Source organism: Caballeronia choica (genome assembly GCF_001544535.1).
Lineage (GTDB): Bacteria > Pseudomonadota > Gammaproteobacteria > Burkholderiales > Burkholderiaceae > Caballeronia > Caballeronia choica.
In genome coordinates this window covers 42,105-57,993 of record NZ_FCON02000012.1, presented here as the reverse complement: position 1 = coordinate 57,993, position 15,889 = coordinate 42,105, and the positions used below count along the sequence as shown (strand labels likewise).

Sequence of the window (15,889 nt, the reverse complement as noted above, 5' to 3'; positions counted from 1 at the left end):
AGACAACTGTGCCCTTCATCGAATGCCATATCAAGGCGGGATTGACGCAAGCGCGACGCACTCAACTGATCCGCGACATCATTCAGGTCACCCATGACTCGATCGGTTCGGATCCGAAGATCATCAACGTGATTCTTCATGAACACCCGGCCGAAAACATCAGCATTTCGAGCCGTATCAACGGTGAGGATTTCAAGAAGAAAAGCGCGGCTTGATCGCGTTTCTTCGCGGGACTGGATAGCCAGCGCCGTTGGCGGATTCATTCGGCATTCGAGCCATTGTCCTCGGCTGCAATACTTGGCGCGCTGCCGCCTCCCGTAGAAAAGTCGTTCCGTTTCGTCCGGCCACATCAAACCAAATATCAACAGGCCGGATGTCTGCAATCCACTATCCTGGCAGGGTAAAGCGATGAACGGAGTACAAGGTTTGGAGACTCGCGCTGATACCGGTCGCGAGAAAGTCGGACTCGCGTTGTTACTGACTTTCATTGAAATAGTCGTGTTTTTTGGTTTTATCTCATTGGCCATTATTTCGCCGGCAATGTTGGGCGCTCCCATTTCCAATGGATCGGCGATTACCGTTGCATTTGGGTATGGTCTGGTAATTCTGGTCGTTAGCGTTCTGCTGACCGGGATGTACGTCCTGGCCGAGAACAGGAACGAGGCGTAGCGCGGCTGCGTCGCTTGTTCTCAGGTATCAGTTCAACGTTTTCTTTCCGGGTTTATCTACTATGAAGCTCATTCGGAGTGGCGCGCCATGTGCACTCGCCGTGGCGGCGTTCGTCTTCAGCAACCCGTGCTTTGCCTCGGGCGGCGCTGTGGGAAAAATCAATCCCATGGCAATTTCATTCTTTCTCGTCTTCGTTCTCGCCACCCTCTGTATTACCTGGTGGGCTGCGCGACGCACTCATTCGGCACACGACTTTTATGCGGCCGGCGGTGAAATAACCGGCCTTCAGAATGGCCTGGCGATTGCCGGTGACTTCATGTCCGCTGGCGCATTTCTCGGGCTGACGGCGCTGGTTTATAGCAGCGGCTTTGACGGGCTCGTGTACGCGGTAGGTTATGCGACTGGCATGCCGATTGTCGTTTTTCTCCTTGCCACCCGGTTGCGCAAGCTTGGCAAGTACACCTTCGCCGATGCAGTGTCGGCAAGGCTCGGAGAAAAGCCGATTCGGCTGTTTTCGGCGTGCGCTTCTCTATGCATCGTGTCGCTCTATCTGATTGCACAGATGGTTGGCGCGGGACAATTGATCAAGCTGCTGTTCGGCCTCGATTACGTCTATGCGGAGTTCCTCGTCGGCGTTCTGATGATGCTGTATGTCGCGTTCGGCGGAATGGTTGCGACGACCTGGGTGCAGATCGTCAAGGCGACGCTGTTGCTGCTTGGCGGCCTGATAATGAGCTTTCTTATCTTGCAGGCCTTCGGCTTCAGTTTCTCCGAGTTGCTGCGGCGCGCGGTGAGCATCCATCCGAAGGGCTCGACCATCCTCAGTCCGCAATTTCTCGTGAAAGACCCAATATCAGGCTTTTCGCTGGGTCTTGCGCTGATGTTCGGCACATCCGGCCTGCCGCACATCCTGATGCGATTCTTCACCGTTCCCGACGCCCGCGCTGCACGCAGTTCGGTGTTCTGGGCAAGCGTCTTCATGAACATCTTCTTTGCGCTGGTCTTCATCATCGGGTTTGGATCGATTGCGCTCGTGGCGTCGAATCCGGCATTCCTCGACGCGGCGGGCAAGCCTCTCGGCGGCGGGAATATGGTGGCGATCCATCTGGCGAAAGCGGTGGGTGGCGACGCGTTGCTGGGCTTTATCTCGGCGGTCGCGTTCGCCACGATTCTCGCGGTCGTATCGGGATTGACGCTGGCAGGTTCGTCGGCGGTGTCGCATGACCTGTACGCCTGCGTGTTCCGCAAGGGTCGTGTCGACGAGAAAAGCGAAGTCAGAGTATCGCGGATATCGACACTCGTGCTTGGCGTCGTCGCTGTCGGACTGGGCATTGCGTTCCAGACGATGAACGTCGCCTACATGATTGGATTGACGTTCTCGGTCGCGTGCAGTTCGACGTTCCCGGTCTTGCTGCTGGCGTTGTACTGGAAGCGGCTGACGACGATGGGCGCGGTGATTGGCGGTACCGTCGGCCTGATCTCTGCCGTGGTGCTGACAGTGATCGGCCCCGCGGTATGGGTCCATGTGTTGGGCCACGCCAGCGCGCTGTTTTCGATCGACCCGCCGACGATCGTCACGATGCCGCTGGCCTTCGTGACATGCTGGGCTGTGTCGTGTCTGGACCGAAGCAAGCAGGCAGAGACCGATCGCGCGAGAACGCACGCGCCGGTGGAGGGCGAGCGATACGTGGGGCCTGTCGGCAGTTGACGGGTCGACTCGCAAGCGTGCCTTGTACGCGCGCGAAGCGGCGGTCAGTATCGTTTGGAACCATGCCGAATAGGGCTTTGGTGTAGGATGGATGTCACATATGGCGCATCGCGAGCATGTTGAGTGACGCTGGCTTTGCGCGGTTTACGTTCACTTGATGGAGGTGCAAAGCATGGACGTTGCCGACCTCAAGGTGTTTGAAGCCGTTGCCCGGCACGGCAGTATGAATCGGGCGGCGACGGAACTGCACACGGTCCAGTCGAACGTCACTGCGCGGATACGCTCGCTCGAGCGGGAAGTGGGCGTCGCGTTGTTCCAGCGTCATGTGCGTGGAGTCAGCCTTACGCCTGCGGGTCAGCGGATGCTTCCGTACGCTGCGCGCATTGCGAAGCTCGTCTCGGACGCCAGGCTCGCGGCTTTAGACGACGGGCCGCCCAACGGCCCCCTCGTCCTCGGCACGCTCGAAACCACCGCTGCGCTTCGCTTGTCGCCGATCCTGAGCAATTTCGCAAGCCTGTACCCACAGGTCAGGCTCTCCCTGACGACGGGGACGAGTTGCAGCCTCACGTCGGACGTCGCCGAGTGCCGTCTCGACGGTGCATTCATTGCCGGGCCGCTCGACCATCCCGATCTACACAGCGAAACGATATTCCAGGAGGAGCTGGTGCTCGTGACGCCACGCACGATGCGTTCGCTCGAACAACTCAGGTCGGTTCAGGACCTCAAGACGATCGTGTTCCGTCTTGGTTGTTCATACCGTCAGCGGCTTGAAGCGTTGCTGTCGGACATGGGCATCATGGTGAAGACGCCGCTTGAGTTCGGTTCGATGGACGCAATCATTGCGTGCGTCGCGGCGGGTATCGGCGTGACGTTGCTGCCGCGAGGCGTCGTTGCGAATGCCGCTGCTCAGGACCTCGTTGGCATCCATGCGGTCGCGCCCGAAAGAGCACACGTCGAGACGCTGTTCATTCGCAGGAACGACGCCTACGTATCGAGCGCGATGCGGGTCTTCATCGAAGTGGCACGTTCGGAATTTGGTCCGCTGATGGTGGCCGCTTAGGCTTGGCATCATCCATCTAGGCAGAAGGGAGAGGGGCGTTGCAACAGACGCCCCTTTTTATTTGACCGGAAATAGCCTGATCGCCCTGCTTGCCGAGAGACAGTCGGCACACGTTCCGCCAGCGCAAATCTGTCTTTACACCGTGTATCCGACGCGGCTTGCGGGTCGCCTGTCACGCCCTTTAGCGATGATGATGCGGCGGTCAAAACACTTTTGCCGTAGCGCGAACAAACTCACGATAATCTCGACATCCTAACGATTTATACTCGGAGGCATCGAATAGACACGCAGGTACTCATTGCCATGGATGATTCCGCTAACGCACTTCGGCCTCCACTCCCCACAGTCGAGCGAGCCACATACGCCACTCGCAACGAACAGTACTGGCGCAGAAATCTTATCGTCTGCGTGTTCGGGTCCTTTACCACGCTGGTCAGCCTGAGCATGCTGCTGCCGTTCCTTCCTCTGTACGTTCAGCAACTGGGCGTCACGTCGACGTCGGCCGTCGTGCAGTGGTCGGGCGTCGCGTTCGGTGTAACGTTCCTTGGCACCGCGCTGACCGCGCCGCTCTGGGGCCAACTGGCGGACCGCTTCGGCCGCAAGCCGATGTTGATCCGGGCGGCGGTCGGAATGGCCGTGGTGATGTCGACCATCGGTCTTGCACACAACGTGTACGAACTCGTCGCGCTGCGTTTCGCTGCGGGGCTGGTGGGCGGCTACGCATCGGCATCGATCGTGATGATCGGCACCCAGGCGCCGCCTGAGCGTTCAGGCTGGGCGCTCGGAGTGCTCTCGACAGGCGTGCTTGCAGGCAACCTGGTCGGTCCGCTGATTGGCGGCCTGTTACCCAACCTGATCGGCATTCGCGGTGCGTTCTTTGCTGCGGGCGGAATGATTGCGGTCGCTGCGGTCCTGACGGTCACCCTGGTCCGCGAGGACTTCAGCAAGCCGCCGAAGCGCGAAGCCGGGACGACCAGGGCGGACGCGCCCGCACAGCGGCAAAACCATGCGACGCTCGCGGCCTTGCTGGTGACTGCGATGATGGTGTTGCTGGCCAATATGTCGATCGAGCCGATCATCACGGTCTATATCGGGCAACTCGGTGTCGTGCATGACCGGTTGGCGACGGTCGCGGGCATCGTAATGGCCTGTTCCGCGTTCGGCAGCATGTTGATGGCGGCACGGCTTGGCGCGCTTGCGGACCGCATCGGTGGATGGAACGTGATCATCGGGTGCCTCGTGGCGACGGGCATCGTCATGATCCCGCAGGCGTTCGTGACGGAATGGTGGCAACTGGCGGTATTGCGCGGCTTGATGGGCATGACGCTGGCCGGGTTGCTGCCGTCGATCGCGAAGCTCGTTCGTCAGTCTGTCCAGGAAAGCAGCTCCGGAAAGATGCTGGGTTATCTTCAGTCGGCGCAGTATGCGGGGCAGGTCATTGGCCCATTGCTCGGTGGTGCAATTGGCGTGCATTTCGGCATGCGGTGGGTGTTCTTTGTGACGGGCGGCGTGTTGATCGGCTGTGCGATTCTCGATCGGTGGGCCAGGGAACGGCAGGTCGCCGGGGATCTGGTGTGAACGGCAGCACCCAAGTATCCGATAGAACGAAGAACACTTCAGCGGTTTTCCTCCCGTCACACAAGATGCGACGGTAGCACTACCTTCCTATCTGTCCGCGCGATATCCCTATCAAAACAAACCGCGCGCGCGTCCGTATGAAACGTTGCTAAGCTACTTGCTACGCGATGAGACAACATTCGGATGTGGTTACGCCGTAGAGCAGTTCCTGAGTCTCGTCAGCACGTCAGACCATCGACCGTGGAAGCGTCGCGAAAATCTGCGCTTACCCAACATCATGCGAGGTAGCTCATGGATCAGCTCTATATGCTGAGGGCATTCGTTGCAGCGACGCAGCATCGAAGTTTTAGCAAAGCGGCAGCGTCGCTCGGCGTGACGACTGGTTCGATCTCCAAAGCCATCGCGAAGCTCGAAGCGAGCATCCAGACGCGCGTGCTATATCGCACGACCCGTTCAGTCACACTGACGGAAGCCGCGCAGCCTTACTACCTGAGCTGCTGTCGCCTGCTTGAAGAACTGGACGAAGCCAATCGCCGGATTGCTCGGGAGCGTGAAGTGGACAGCGGCAGGCTGCGCCTTGTCGTGCATCCGATGCTGGTCAGCGAGACGTTCTCGCGCTTGGTGTCCAGCTATCATGCGATCGCGCCGAACGTCAATTTGATGGTGTCCGTTCAGGAAGGCGCGGTGAATCTCTATGACGGACACTTCGACATGGCGATCCTGCCGCCCCATCTGGTCGAGCAATCGGCGGTGATTCGGCGGACGCTGTCGAAGTCGTCGAGGGTGATGGTGGCGTCACCCGGGTACCTGAAGACGAACGGCACGCCGAAACAGGCCGCCGATCTCGCAGGGCACTTTCTGTTGCTCGACAGCCAGGCGCGGCAGAAGGGGACGAACTTCATCGAGTTGCTCGATAACGGGCGGCGTGTCAGCGTGTTGCCGATGTCGTCGATGGATGGCAACGAGGTGCTCCTGCGTGCCGCGGCGCTGACAGGTACCGGAATCGCAGCGCTCCCGGAAGCCATGGTTCGCGAAGACATCGCGATGGGCCATCTGATCAAGGTACTGCCGGATTGCTCGACGTCCGATAGCGGCGTCGAGGTCTGCCTGTTCTATTCGCACCGTGAATTGTTGCCGGTGCGATTCCGGACGTTCGTCGATTTCTGTACCGAGTTCTTCCGGGCAGACGGTTCAGCGCGCGAAGCGGATGCGGGGATCGTTGCGCCTCGTCTGGTCCAGCACAAGACGCTGGTGTTGGCGGCGGTTTAGGCGCGAGAGAGGCAGGTGCCAAGCACCAAAGAAAACTGCCTTCGGACAAAAAAAGACGCTGCGCAATGGCGCAGCGTCATCCGACTAAATGGGTTCAAGAATTGCTTGATGTTCACGCACGGCCGCATTCTCGGGTATGGCAAGGTCACCCAGGCGAACCGATGACCCCGCCTGCGCTACTGCGCTCAACCCGGTTTAAGCGCCTTCTGTCGACGGTATGCTTCGACGGGAAGTCCGCCCCATCCCCAGTTTTCCGTCTCCACTTCCTGTATCACGACGAACGTCGCTTCCAGCGGCTTGTTCAGCACCTCGCGTAGCAATTCGCTGGCCCCTTTGATGAGGCGGGCCTTTTCATCGGCCGTGACGGCGCTGGTGCCGGGCGTGTTGCCTTCACGGGTAACCTGGATGGTGACGATAGGCATATCGGTGTCCTCGGGCTTGGTGAGCGGGAAAGGGGCGCCAATGGCGGCGCCCGACGATCTGCTTAATGACCGGCGCTTTGGCCGCCGTCGACGTGCAGGATCTCGCCCGTGACGAACGGCGCCGAATCAAGATACAGCACGGCGTTGACGATGTCGCTCATTTCGCCCATGTGACCGACCGGATGCAGCGCGCCGAGCGCAGCGTGCGTTTCCGGCGCGTGCATCGGCGACTTGATGATGCCGGGCGAGACGGCATTGGCACGAATCCCGGCCTTCGCGTATTCGATTGCAAGCGACTTGGTCGCGGAGCTCAGGCCGCCCTTCGTGAGCGACGCGAGCACCGACGGCACGCCACTGACCGCGTGATCGACGAGGCTCGTCGTGATCTGCACGACGTGTCCGCTCGATTGCTTTTCCATTTCAGCGATCGCCAACTGCGTGACGTGGAAGAAGCCATTCAGGTTGACGTTGAGAATCGCTGCGTAGTCTTCAGCCGTGTACTGGGTGAAGGGCTTGGCGATGAAGATGCCGGCGTTGTTGACCAGCGTGTCGATGCGGCCGAAGCGTGCGATGCCCTCGGAGATGACCCGCTTGGCGACTTCGCGGTCGCCGATGTCGCCTGCGACGTTCAGGACGTTCGGATCCTTCGACGGCTGGATCGAACGGGCCGTCGCCACGACGCGATAGTCGCGTTCGCGAAATGCCTTCACCAGTTCAGCGCCGATGCCTTGCGATGCGCCCGTGATAACTACGACCTTTTGTGCGTTGCTCATGATGTAACCTCGAACGAGTTGATTGGCTTGGTTGCCGATCGGGCCAACGGCGCCGATGGGTGCAAATCTAGGCTCATTGAGGGTTGTTGCGTACACCCGCCGCGGACAAACAGTATTGAGTGCCGGGAACAAATGTCGGCCGTTGCGCGCGGCCGCATGATTCCGTGGCGCCAGAGGGGCCACAGGCAAGGCGCAGCGGCTGGCTCGATGAATCGCAAGGCGATGATTGAGCGCACGTCGCCAGCGTTTAAAAATTCGCGCGCGACCTCGTCTTGCTTAAAGACGACTGCTGTCGACCGGATGGCGATGCGAGATCGATAACGACGGCTCGGCGCCAATGACGCTTGCGCAACTCACGTCCACCAAGGACCTTTTCGAGTGGGTCTGCACCACCTTCTTTGTGCCGCGCAGGCTCGCGACCGGGCATCTCTGCAACGAGACCCCATGGGACGGACTCACCCGGAACGTGTGCACGGCTGCCGGCGCTTCGGTGTCCGACTCGCAGCTCGAGACCGTCGCCTCGCATGGGCTGTCCTGTCACCGCTGGCTCTCCTATGACAAGCAGCGGAAAAAAGTGTGTCCGGGCGCCGGGATACTCGCTCAACTTCCGTCGATCGCGAAAGCCGGGCCGGTGTGTTAGCAACGCGCGATGAGCGCTGAGCGTGCCGAAGGGTTCGGCGCTGCGATCAGTGCCGAAATCGCACAAGCATGGCATGGCTTCACGACGCGCTCACCTCGAACACGTGGTAGCCCCACGCCGGCAGATCGACGTAAAGACCGCGCGACACCAGTTCACCGCCATCGCGGTCGAAACTCGCCGGCCTCATCATGTCCGTGAGCCGTACGATGCGGCCGGACAGGTCGGCAAACGGAATCCGGACGTAGCACTGGCTCTGGTTGCCGGCGTAGTTGACGACAACGATCCGCCGTTCGTCGACATCGCGCTGCCACGACCACGCAATGAAACAATCCGAGGTCCAGTTACCCTCCCATGCAGGCTCTCGTTCGAGCAAGCTCCATGTGCCGTCGCGAAAGACCGGCTGACGCAGTACCGCCATCAGCTTCTCGTAGAAGCCTTGCATCCCTTCGTCGACAGCCTCCTGCGGCGCCCGGACGAGATGCGGCGAGATGCGTTTCCTGCGCCCTTCGAACTGCCCCTGGTGAAAGAAGCGCAGGCCGGGCGAGAGAAACGCAATGATGGCGGCGGCCTGGTGTCTGGGGGAATCGAAGGTCGCCGCGCTTCGTGGTTCATCGTGGTTTTCCAGGAAGCGGGCCAGCTTGTTCTGGTAATCGATCTCGGCGTGCAGATGTTCGCGCACCGGCTGTGCGTGTCCATCGCGCAAGCGGTCGTAGAGGTGCTTGTCGTAGGCGTAGTCGAAGCCCTGCTGCTGCATCGTCCATTCGAGATTCCAATACACCTCCGCCATGAAACGGAAGTGCGGATGCTCGCGCCGTACGGCTTCGATGGCTTTCGGCCAGAAGAGATCGGCGCGGACACCCCAGGTGCGCTCGAACACGTCGGGCAAGACGAGCATCGCCATGTCGCAGCGCAGGCCGTCGCATTGCCCGGCGATGCGCTCCAGCTCGCCGATCATCGCCTGCTGCAAGTTCGGATTGCCGTAGTCGAGTTGCAGCGTGTCGGGCCATCCGTCGAAATAGGGATCGCGGCCGTGGGCGAGCACCAGCGGACCATTCCTCGTCTGCACGCGGCAGTAGTTGCGCGGCGCGCGAGCAAGGTCCGCTTCGCTGCCGTGGACAAAGTAGTCCGGATGCTCGTCGACCCAGTCGTGATCGGGCGCCATGTGATTCGGCACGAAGTCGAGCATCAGCTTCAGTTCGCGTTGGCGCAGCCGCTGCCGCAATCGGGCGAGCGCCGCCGCACCGCCCAGATCGCGATGGACCGCATAGCTCTGGATGGCGAACCCGGAGCCGGCGATGTCTTCGTCGGCGAGGTCGGGCAGTGTATCGGCGAACTCGCGACACCATTCTGCATGTGCTCGCGAGATCGCCCGAGCCGCCGGGCCGGTCTGCCAGACGCTCAGCAACCATACCCAGTCGAAGCCGAATCCGGCGATACGATCCAGCTCGGCGTCGGGAATGTCGTCGAGCGTCGCGCGCCTCCCGAGCACGCGAGACAACTCGGTCAGCCAGACGCGAGTGTTGATCTGGTATAGCGTCGGATAGCGCACGTCGTCGGCCATTTTCGATTCCTCAGTCTGCGCCCGTCCCGGGTTTTTCGCCGCTCACTTGCTCCCTGACGACCTGCGCCATCACGCGTCCATGCTCGGTTTCAAGCACGGTCTTGGCGTCGAGGCGCCCGAACAGGTCGAGGAGCGGAGCGACAAGGCCCGTCCAGCCCGTCTGGTGACTCGCCCCGAGGCCCGCGCCATTGTCACCGTGGAAGTACTCATAAAAGAGGATCAGGTCGCGCCAGTGCGGATCGTTCTGGAACTTGTCCGTTCCGCCATAGACCGGCCGTCTGCCGTCGGCATCGCGCAGGAATGTGCCGGTCAGGCGGCGAACGAGCTCCTGTGCCACCTCGAAGAGCGTCATGTGCTGCCCGGACCCGGTCGGGCATTCGACCTTGAAATCGTCGCCGAAAAAGCTGTAGAGATTCACCAGCGCGCGGACGATCAGCAAGTTGACCGGCATCCACACCGGACCGCGCCAGTTGGAATTGCCGCCGAACATGCCCGTATTCGATTCGGCCGGCAGGTACTGCACCTTGTACTCCTGTCCGCCGACATGAATCACGAACGGATGGTCCAGGTGATAGCGGGAGAGCGAACGGATGCCGTGCGGCCCCAGGAACTCGTTCTCGTCGAGCATGTAAGCCAGCACCCGTTCGAGCTTGCGCTTGTTGAGGATCGACAGAAGCCGCCGGTCGTTGTGGCCGATGAAGCCGGTATCGGTCGGGGCAACGTGCTTGATCAGCTCGGGGTAGCGCTTGCGGAACTGCGCGATCAGTTCCGTCAGCTTCGGAAGGCGCGTGAGGGACGATGCTTCGAACACCGTCGATGCACACAGCGGCAATAGCCCTACGAGCGACCTGATTTTCAGGCGCGTCGTCCGGCCGTCGGGAAGCCGCAGGAGGTCATAGAAGAAGCCGTCCTGCTCGTCCCACATCTCGTCCTCATGTTCGCCGCGCCGGTCCATCGCGTAGGAGATCCACATGAAATGCTGGACGAACTTGAAGGCGACTTCCTCGTACATCGGGTCGTACTCGGTCAGGTTGATCGCCATCTCCAGCATGGTCTGGCAGTAGAACGCCATCCACGCGGTCCCGTCGGCCTGCTCCAGCGATCCGCCAGTCGGAAGCTGCGCGCTGCGATCGAACACGCCGATGTTGTCGAGACCCAGAAAGCCGCCGGCGAAGACGTTGCGACCCAAAGGGTCCTTGCGGTTCACCCACCAGTTGAAGTTGAGCATCAGCCCCTGAAACGAGCGTTCGAGGAAACGCGGGTCGGCGCGTCCCAGTTCTTTCTCGTACCTGTAGAGCCAGAGCGTGGCGGCGGCATGCACCGGCGGATTCACGTCGCTGAAGTTCCATTCGTACGCGGGAATCTGGCCGCTCGGATGCACATACAGGCTGCGCAGCATCAGCAGCAACTGCTCCTTCGCGAAATCGAAATCGACCAGCGCCAGCGTGATCGTGTGGAAGGCGAGATCCCAGGCTGCGTACCACGGGTACTCCCACTTGTCGGGCATGGAGATCACGTCGGCGTTCAGCATGTGGAACCAATCCATATTGCGTACGTCGCGCCGATTGCCTTCGAGCAGCGGATGACTCCCGTGCTCGCGCAACCAGAGTTCGAGATCGAAGTAGTAGTACTGCTTGCCCCACAGCATTCCGGCCAGCGCCTGACGGTGAACCCGCCGCTGGTCGTCGGTCAGCGACCTGGGCGCAATGCGTTCGTAGAATTCGTCCGCATCGGCGAGGCGGCTGTTGAATGTATCCTCGAAGCCGGCGAAGGCGTCGTCGAGTCGGGATGGCGTCAGGCGCAACCGGATCGTCGTGCTGCCGCCGCCGGGTACCTCGCACACGTAATGGGCCGCGGCCTTGGTTCCCGTCCTGGCGGGATTCACGGCGTCGCGCTGTCCCGAGATGACGTAGGCGTGGAACGCGTCCTTGACATACGGCGATGCGTTGGGTTGATTCCACAGGCGCTGTGCATTGCTCTCGTTTTCGGTGAAGAGCAATTCCGGGGCGCCGTCGCAATGGAGCCAGTATTCGCCCAGATCGTGATGGCTGGCGCGAATGGCACCCGGTCCCGCGTCGTGGAGCGAAGGCTTGCGGTCGTCCTCGCCGATCGACCATGTGTTGCGAAACCAGAGCGTCGGCAAGACGCGCAGCCGTGCCGCGTCCGGTCCGCGGTTGTGAATCGAAATGCGCACGAGGATGTCTTCCGGGTCCGCCTTCGCATATTCGACGAACACATCGAAATAGCGGTCTTCATTGAAGACGCCGGCGTCGAGGAGTTCGTACTCCATCTCCTCTCGTGATCGCGTGCGGTTGGTCTCGATCAGGTCCCGGTACGGATATTCCCGCTGCGGATACTTGTAGAGATACTTCATGTACGAGTGCGTGGGCGTGCTGTCGAGGTAGAAGTAATACTCCTTCACGTCCTCGCCATGATTGCCTTCGCTGTTGGTCAGGCCGAAGAGACGCTCCTTCAGGATCGCGTCGCGCTCGTTCCAGAGTGCCAGCGCGAAGCAGAGCCGTTGCTGGTCGTCGCTGAGTCCACCGAGCCCGTCCTCGCCCCACCGGTAGGCGCGCGATCGCGAATGGTCATGCGTGAAGTAGTTCCAGGCGTCGCCGTTATCGCTGTAGTCTTCCCGCACCGTTCCCCATTGCCGCTCGCTGAGGTAAGGTCCCCACTTCTTCCACGGGATCCGGGCCTCGCGCGCTTCGTTCAGGCGCTTCTGCTCCGCTACGTCGACGATTACAGGGCACATGTTGGTCCTCCGTTACGGCGAATGAACTCGACTAAACGAAACGCACGAGGACGCTGTCATCCGAGGCTCGTCGTGGGCGGTTCGGGCCATGCTTCTTGCAAAAGGGTGGGGCTGGGAGATCGGCGCTGGCGGGATCGGTCGAACGCTGCGACCACTGCCGACCATCAGCAGCGACACGATCGCAATGATCAGCAGGATGCGGGGCAATATCCGCTTGGGGTCGCGAATTCACAGCATTCTCCCGACGACCGGGCCGCACGGGAGCGACATCGCGGGCTCCGGTCGTGCCTGTCGCCGACGGCGTGAACGGGGCAGCGGCAAGCTCATGTGCGGACGACGGGCCAATTGGCCCGTCTACACAGGCTAGCACCGGGCAAGAAGCGCTGCCATTGGACCTTGGTCCAATAAGCGGGACTCTACCGCACGCGCTCCCCCGGACTCTGGAAATGCGTCATCTCTCCATACATGCTCCGGATGCGCTGCCATTCCGTCGCGTCATGGAACTCGCAGGGATTTTCAGCCGATGCGCTCGTGAAGCGTTTCGCGACTTCCACGCAGAAACGCACCGCTTCGGCGACATCGATCTCATGGTTCGCGCTGGAATCGCTGCCGCCTACGACCGATTGCGCGATGATGGCGACGCCCACGACCGGCGCCGTCGTGGCGATGTGCGGTTGCATGATGCTGTTGAAATGGTAGAGCCCGTTGTCGTACGGCGTGATGTCCTGCTGGCTGATGGGAAGCGTCACGGCGGGCCGGCCGGTGGCGGACTCCATCGCTTTGACGAGCGAAGGCGATACGCGCAGGATGTAGCCCTGCATCGCCGTCGGGGAGATGGCGAAACCGCGTTGCTTGATGATGCTGTTGCCCTTGGACGCATCGATGGAAAGGATCGCGTCCATCTGCGGCGATACCTCGTAGTCGTTCATCGTCTTCGACGACACCGGCATGCCCATGAACGGCACGCCGTCGTTGTAGCTCATCGACACGTCCGTGGCGATATGCGTCGTGATGATCACGTCGCCGCGCAGCGGGTCGCCGGCGCGTTTCATTTGGGCTAGCTTGAGCGCCGTGGCGATCGCGCCGAGCGGGCCGTCGGCGTCCGATACCATGCCCGTGCGCACCGGCCGCGCACCGATGGCGCCATTGCGGCCAATCACGCCAAGCGTCCTCGCCTCGCCGCCGGCGGTCTTGCCATGCGTGCCCGGGACGAGAATGGACACGAAATCGGTGGTCTTCGACGTATCTTCCGGCGGCTCGTCGTTGACGGTGTCGATCCTGACGGTCACCCCGAGATCGCTGAACGGTTCGAACATCCTGGCGATGGTCTTGCCGTTGACTGTGGCGCTGTCGAGCGCCTCGAATACGACGAGTGTTTGTTGCAGTGACATGGTGAAGCAATCCTTGTTTGGGAAAAAGGGAAGCGCGGCGTTTGGCGTGCAAGGCGCTCAGAACGAATGCCGCAGGCCGACCATCACGGTGGTCTGGTTGTCGTGTCCGTTGAGCGGCTTGCCGCTGCCGCCCGTGTAGGCGGTCGTGCTGTTGCCGAAGAGCCCGGACCAGTCGCCATGCACCCAGTCGTAGGCGAGCGCGAGGTACGCGTCGGTGGGCTTGCTGAACGCGTAATCCGCCACGCCGTAAGCCGTTGCCCGCGTACCGTTGAAGGCGTCCGCGCGCGTGCGGTCGTACATCATGCTGGCGGTCAGCGTGACGGCGGGTGTCGCGAGGTAACTGGCGCCGAGCGTGAAGAAGTCGTCGCGGCGCGAACTCGCGAACACCGAGTTGATCGCCGCGGTGTTCGTCGGCGTGGCGGCGGTCGACATGCTCGTGATGGATGCCGTGTCGGTGCCGCCATTGGACGAGTCGAATCCGGCGTCGCGATGGCTGTAGATATAGTTCGCAAAGAGTTTCGCTGAACCGACTGACGCCTTGACACCCGCGATATAGATGCGCGCGGTGCGGCTCGCGCTGTCATGCGTGTACTGCGCGTCTCCGACCAGCGTGATCGGATCGGCCGAGTACTTGAGTCCGAGCGACGTGGACGACCTCGCCTGAAAACTCCCGGCAACGCCTCCGAACGCATACTCCGCGATGCCCATCACGGGGCCGAACGTGCCGGTGTAGCTCACGGCGTTGTCGTAGCGCTGTCCGGTGAGATACACCATCCAGGAGTTCGACGGCGCGGCGCCGATGCCAAGCGGGTCGACGTAATAGAGGATCGTGTTCGCCGTCGTGTATTGGCGCCCGAGGGCGAGATCGCCGTACTGGTTGCCAATCTTCACGAAGGCCTGCCGGCCGAACAATTGGCCCTGCTGGTCGAGCTTGCCATTGTTGATGAGAAAGCCGTTTTCGAGCGTGAAGCCGGCCTTCGCTCCGCCGCCCAGATCCTCGGTGCCCTTCAGGCCGAAGCGGCTGCCGGAAAGAAAGCCTTCGTTGCCTTGCTGAAGGCCGATGAAGCTGTCTCCCGCAGCATTGGCGTGCGTCTGGTAGGTGAGGGCGGCGTCGATGATGCCGTAGAGGGTCACGCTTGACTGGGCCATTGCAGCACAGGGCAGCGCGAACGCGAATGCAGGAAGCCAGCGATAAGGGATCATGAATCGGTTTACTAGGGATTGTTGGACGAGCGCCTCCCTCGCCGGTGCGTTCCCGCCCGGGCGTTGATGTGCGGCGCGACAGATGGGTTAGATCAGGCCTTGAACGCAGGCCACTCGGTCATGCCCGCCGGACCCGCGATCCGCGCAAGCGGGAACGGCTCGTTCTCGCGAAGCGTTTCGACGCGCCCGCCGCCGAGGAAATGCAGTGCGTGGCGCTCGCCGAGCACGGTGCCGTCGATGCCGTCGGTATAGAGCGCGGAGCCTTCGGGCAGCGCGAAAATCTGTTCGGGCGCGTTGATCTCGAGGAATTCGGCGAGTCTTTCTTCGCGGCTTTCGCCGTTGTGCCCGACGGGCTTGCCGCTGATGAAATGCGGATTGACCTGGAACGGCACGAGACCAAGCGCACGGAGCGTTGGCGGCTGGACGATCGGCATGTCGTTGGTCGTTCGGATCGTCGGGCATGCGACGTTGCTGCCCGCACTCCAGCCGACGTAGGGCGTGCCGGCCGCGACCTTGGCCCGGATCGCGTCGACGATGCCCGCGTCGTACATGCGCTTGAGCAGCGCGAACGTATTGCCGCCGCCAACGGCAATGGCCTCGGCCTGCTCGATTGCGGCGAGCGGATCGGCGCTCCGGTGGATCGATTCGAGTGCATAGCCGAGGCGCTCGAACACGGGTCTGACGATGTCCTCGTAGCTGTCGAAGCTGAACGTCACGCCGGCGAACGGCACGAAGAGCACTTTGCGCGGCTCGTGCCTGAGCAGCGTGTGGATTTGCGCGGTGGCGTGTTCGAGATAGCCGAGCTGATCCTTGCGGGAGCTGCTCATCAGAAGGATGCGTTGGGTCATGGCGTATTCCTG

Annotated in this window: 14 protein-coding genes; 7 read left to right on the top strand and 7 right to left on the bottom strand. The window is 61.5% G+C overall.

The features are described 5' to 3' along the window. Positions 1–8 precede the first annotated feature (8 nt). The 6 genes from AWB68_RS07915 (at position 9) to AWB68_RS07890 (ending at position 6,284) form a co-directional block, all read left to right on the top strand. Positions 9–215 (top strand): tautomerase family protein, encoded by a 207-nt coding sequence (locus tag AWB68_RS07915; protein WP_087643802.1) that lies wholly within the window; start codon positions 9–11, stop codon positions 213–215. Between the two features lie 193 nt (positions 216–408). Next, positions 409–669, top strand: coding sequence for a DUF485 domain-containing protein (locus AWB68_RS07910; protein ID WP_087643801.1), 261 nt, complete (start codon positions 409–411; stop codon positions 667–669). Between the two features lie 61 nt (positions 670–730). Then, a complete protein-coding gene (gene actP / locus AWB68_RS07905; RefSeq protein WP_087643800.1) occupies positions 731–2,377 on the top strand; it encodes a cation/acetate symporter ActP in 1,647 nt (548 codons plus the stop codon). A gap of 172 nt (positions 2,378–2,549) precedes the next feature. Further along, positions 2,550–3,437 carry a LysR family transcriptional regulator gene (locus tag AWB68_RS07900; protein ID WP_087643799.1) on the top strand — a complete coding sequence of 296 codons (888 nt, stop codon included), beginning with the start codon at positions 2,550–2,552 and terminating at the stop codon, positions 3,435–3,437. Positions 3,438–3,740: 303 nt separating this feature from the next. After that, on the top strand, positions 3,741–5,015 hold the full coding sequence (locus AWB68_RS07895; RefSeq protein WP_087643798.1) for an MFS transporter: 1,275 nt from the start codon (positions 3,741–3,743) through the stop codon (positions 5,013–5,015). A 291-nt stretch (positions 5,016–5,306) separates the two neighbouring features. Further along, entirely contained in the window at positions 5,307–6,284 is a 978-nt protein-coding gene (locus tag AWB68_RS07890) for a LysR family transcriptional regulator (RefSeq protein WP_087643797.1), read from the top strand. Positions 6,285–6,469: 185 nt separating this feature from the next. On the opposite strand, the gene AWB68_RS07885 is transcribed toward AWB68_RS07890, so the two are convergent. Both AWB68_RS07885 and AWB68_RS07880 read right to left on the bottom strand, forming a co-directional pair. Beyond that, positions 6,470–6,706, bottom strand: coding sequence for a tautomerase family protein (locus tag AWB68_RS07885; protein WP_087643796.1), 237 nt, complete (start codon positions 6,704–6,706; stop codon positions 6,470–6,472). Between the two features lie 62 nt (positions 6,707–6,768). Then, positions 6,769–7,479, bottom strand: a complete 711-nt coding sequence (locus AWB68_RS07880) for an SDR family NAD(P)-dependent oxidoreductase (RefSeq protein WP_087643795.1) — start codon at positions 7,477–7,479, stop codon at positions 6,769–6,771. A gap of 337 nt (positions 7,480–7,816) precedes the next feature. On the opposite strand from AWB68_RS07880, the gene AWB68_RS07875 reads away from it, so the two are divergent. Further along, positions 7,817–8,119: a hypothetical protein gene (locus AWB68_RS07875; protein WP_087643794.1), complete on the top strand. Its 303-nt coding sequence runs from the start codon at positions 7,817–7,819 to the stop codon at positions 8,117–8,119. A gap of 79 nt (positions 8,120–8,198) precedes the next feature. Here the strand turns inward: AWB68_RS07875 and AWB68_RS07870 are convergent, their stop codons facing one another. The 5 genes from AWB68_RS07870 to pepE form a co-directional block, all read right to left on the bottom strand. After that, the gene (locus AWB68_RS07870) at positions 8,199–9,680 is read right to left on the bottom strand and encodes an alpha-amylase family glycosyl hydrolase (RefSeq protein ID WP_087643793.1); all 1,482 of its coding nucleotides are present in this window, start codon (positions 9,678–9,680) and stop codon (positions 8,199–8,201) included. A gap of 10 nt (positions 9,681–9,690) precedes the next feature. Continuing rightward, on the bottom strand, positions 9,691–12,435 hold the full coding sequence (locus AWB68_RS07865; protein ID WP_087643792.1) for an MGH1-like glycoside hydrolase domain-containing protein: 2,745 nt from the start codon (positions 12,433–12,435) through the stop codon (positions 9,691–9,693). A gap of 416 nt (positions 12,436–12,851) precedes the next feature. Next, a complete protein-coding gene (locus AWB68_RS07860) occupies positions 12,852–13,826 on the bottom strand; it encodes a DUF1177 domain-containing protein (protein ID WP_087643791.1) in 975 nt (324 codons plus the stop codon). A gap of 57 nt (positions 13,827–13,883) precedes the next feature. Next, on the bottom strand, positions 13,884–15,029 hold the full coding sequence (locus AWB68_RS07855) for a porin (RefSeq protein ID WP_087643790.1): 1,146 nt from the start codon (positions 15,027–15,029) through the stop codon (positions 13,884–13,886). 92 nt (positions 15,030–15,121) lie between these two features. Next, positions 15,122–15,877, bottom strand: a complete 756-nt coding sequence (gene pepE / locus AWB68_RS07850; RefSeq protein WP_087643789.1) for a dipeptidase PepE — start codon at positions 15,875–15,877, stop codon at positions 15,122–15,124. Between the last annotated feature and the right edge of the window lie 12 nt (positions 15,878–15,889).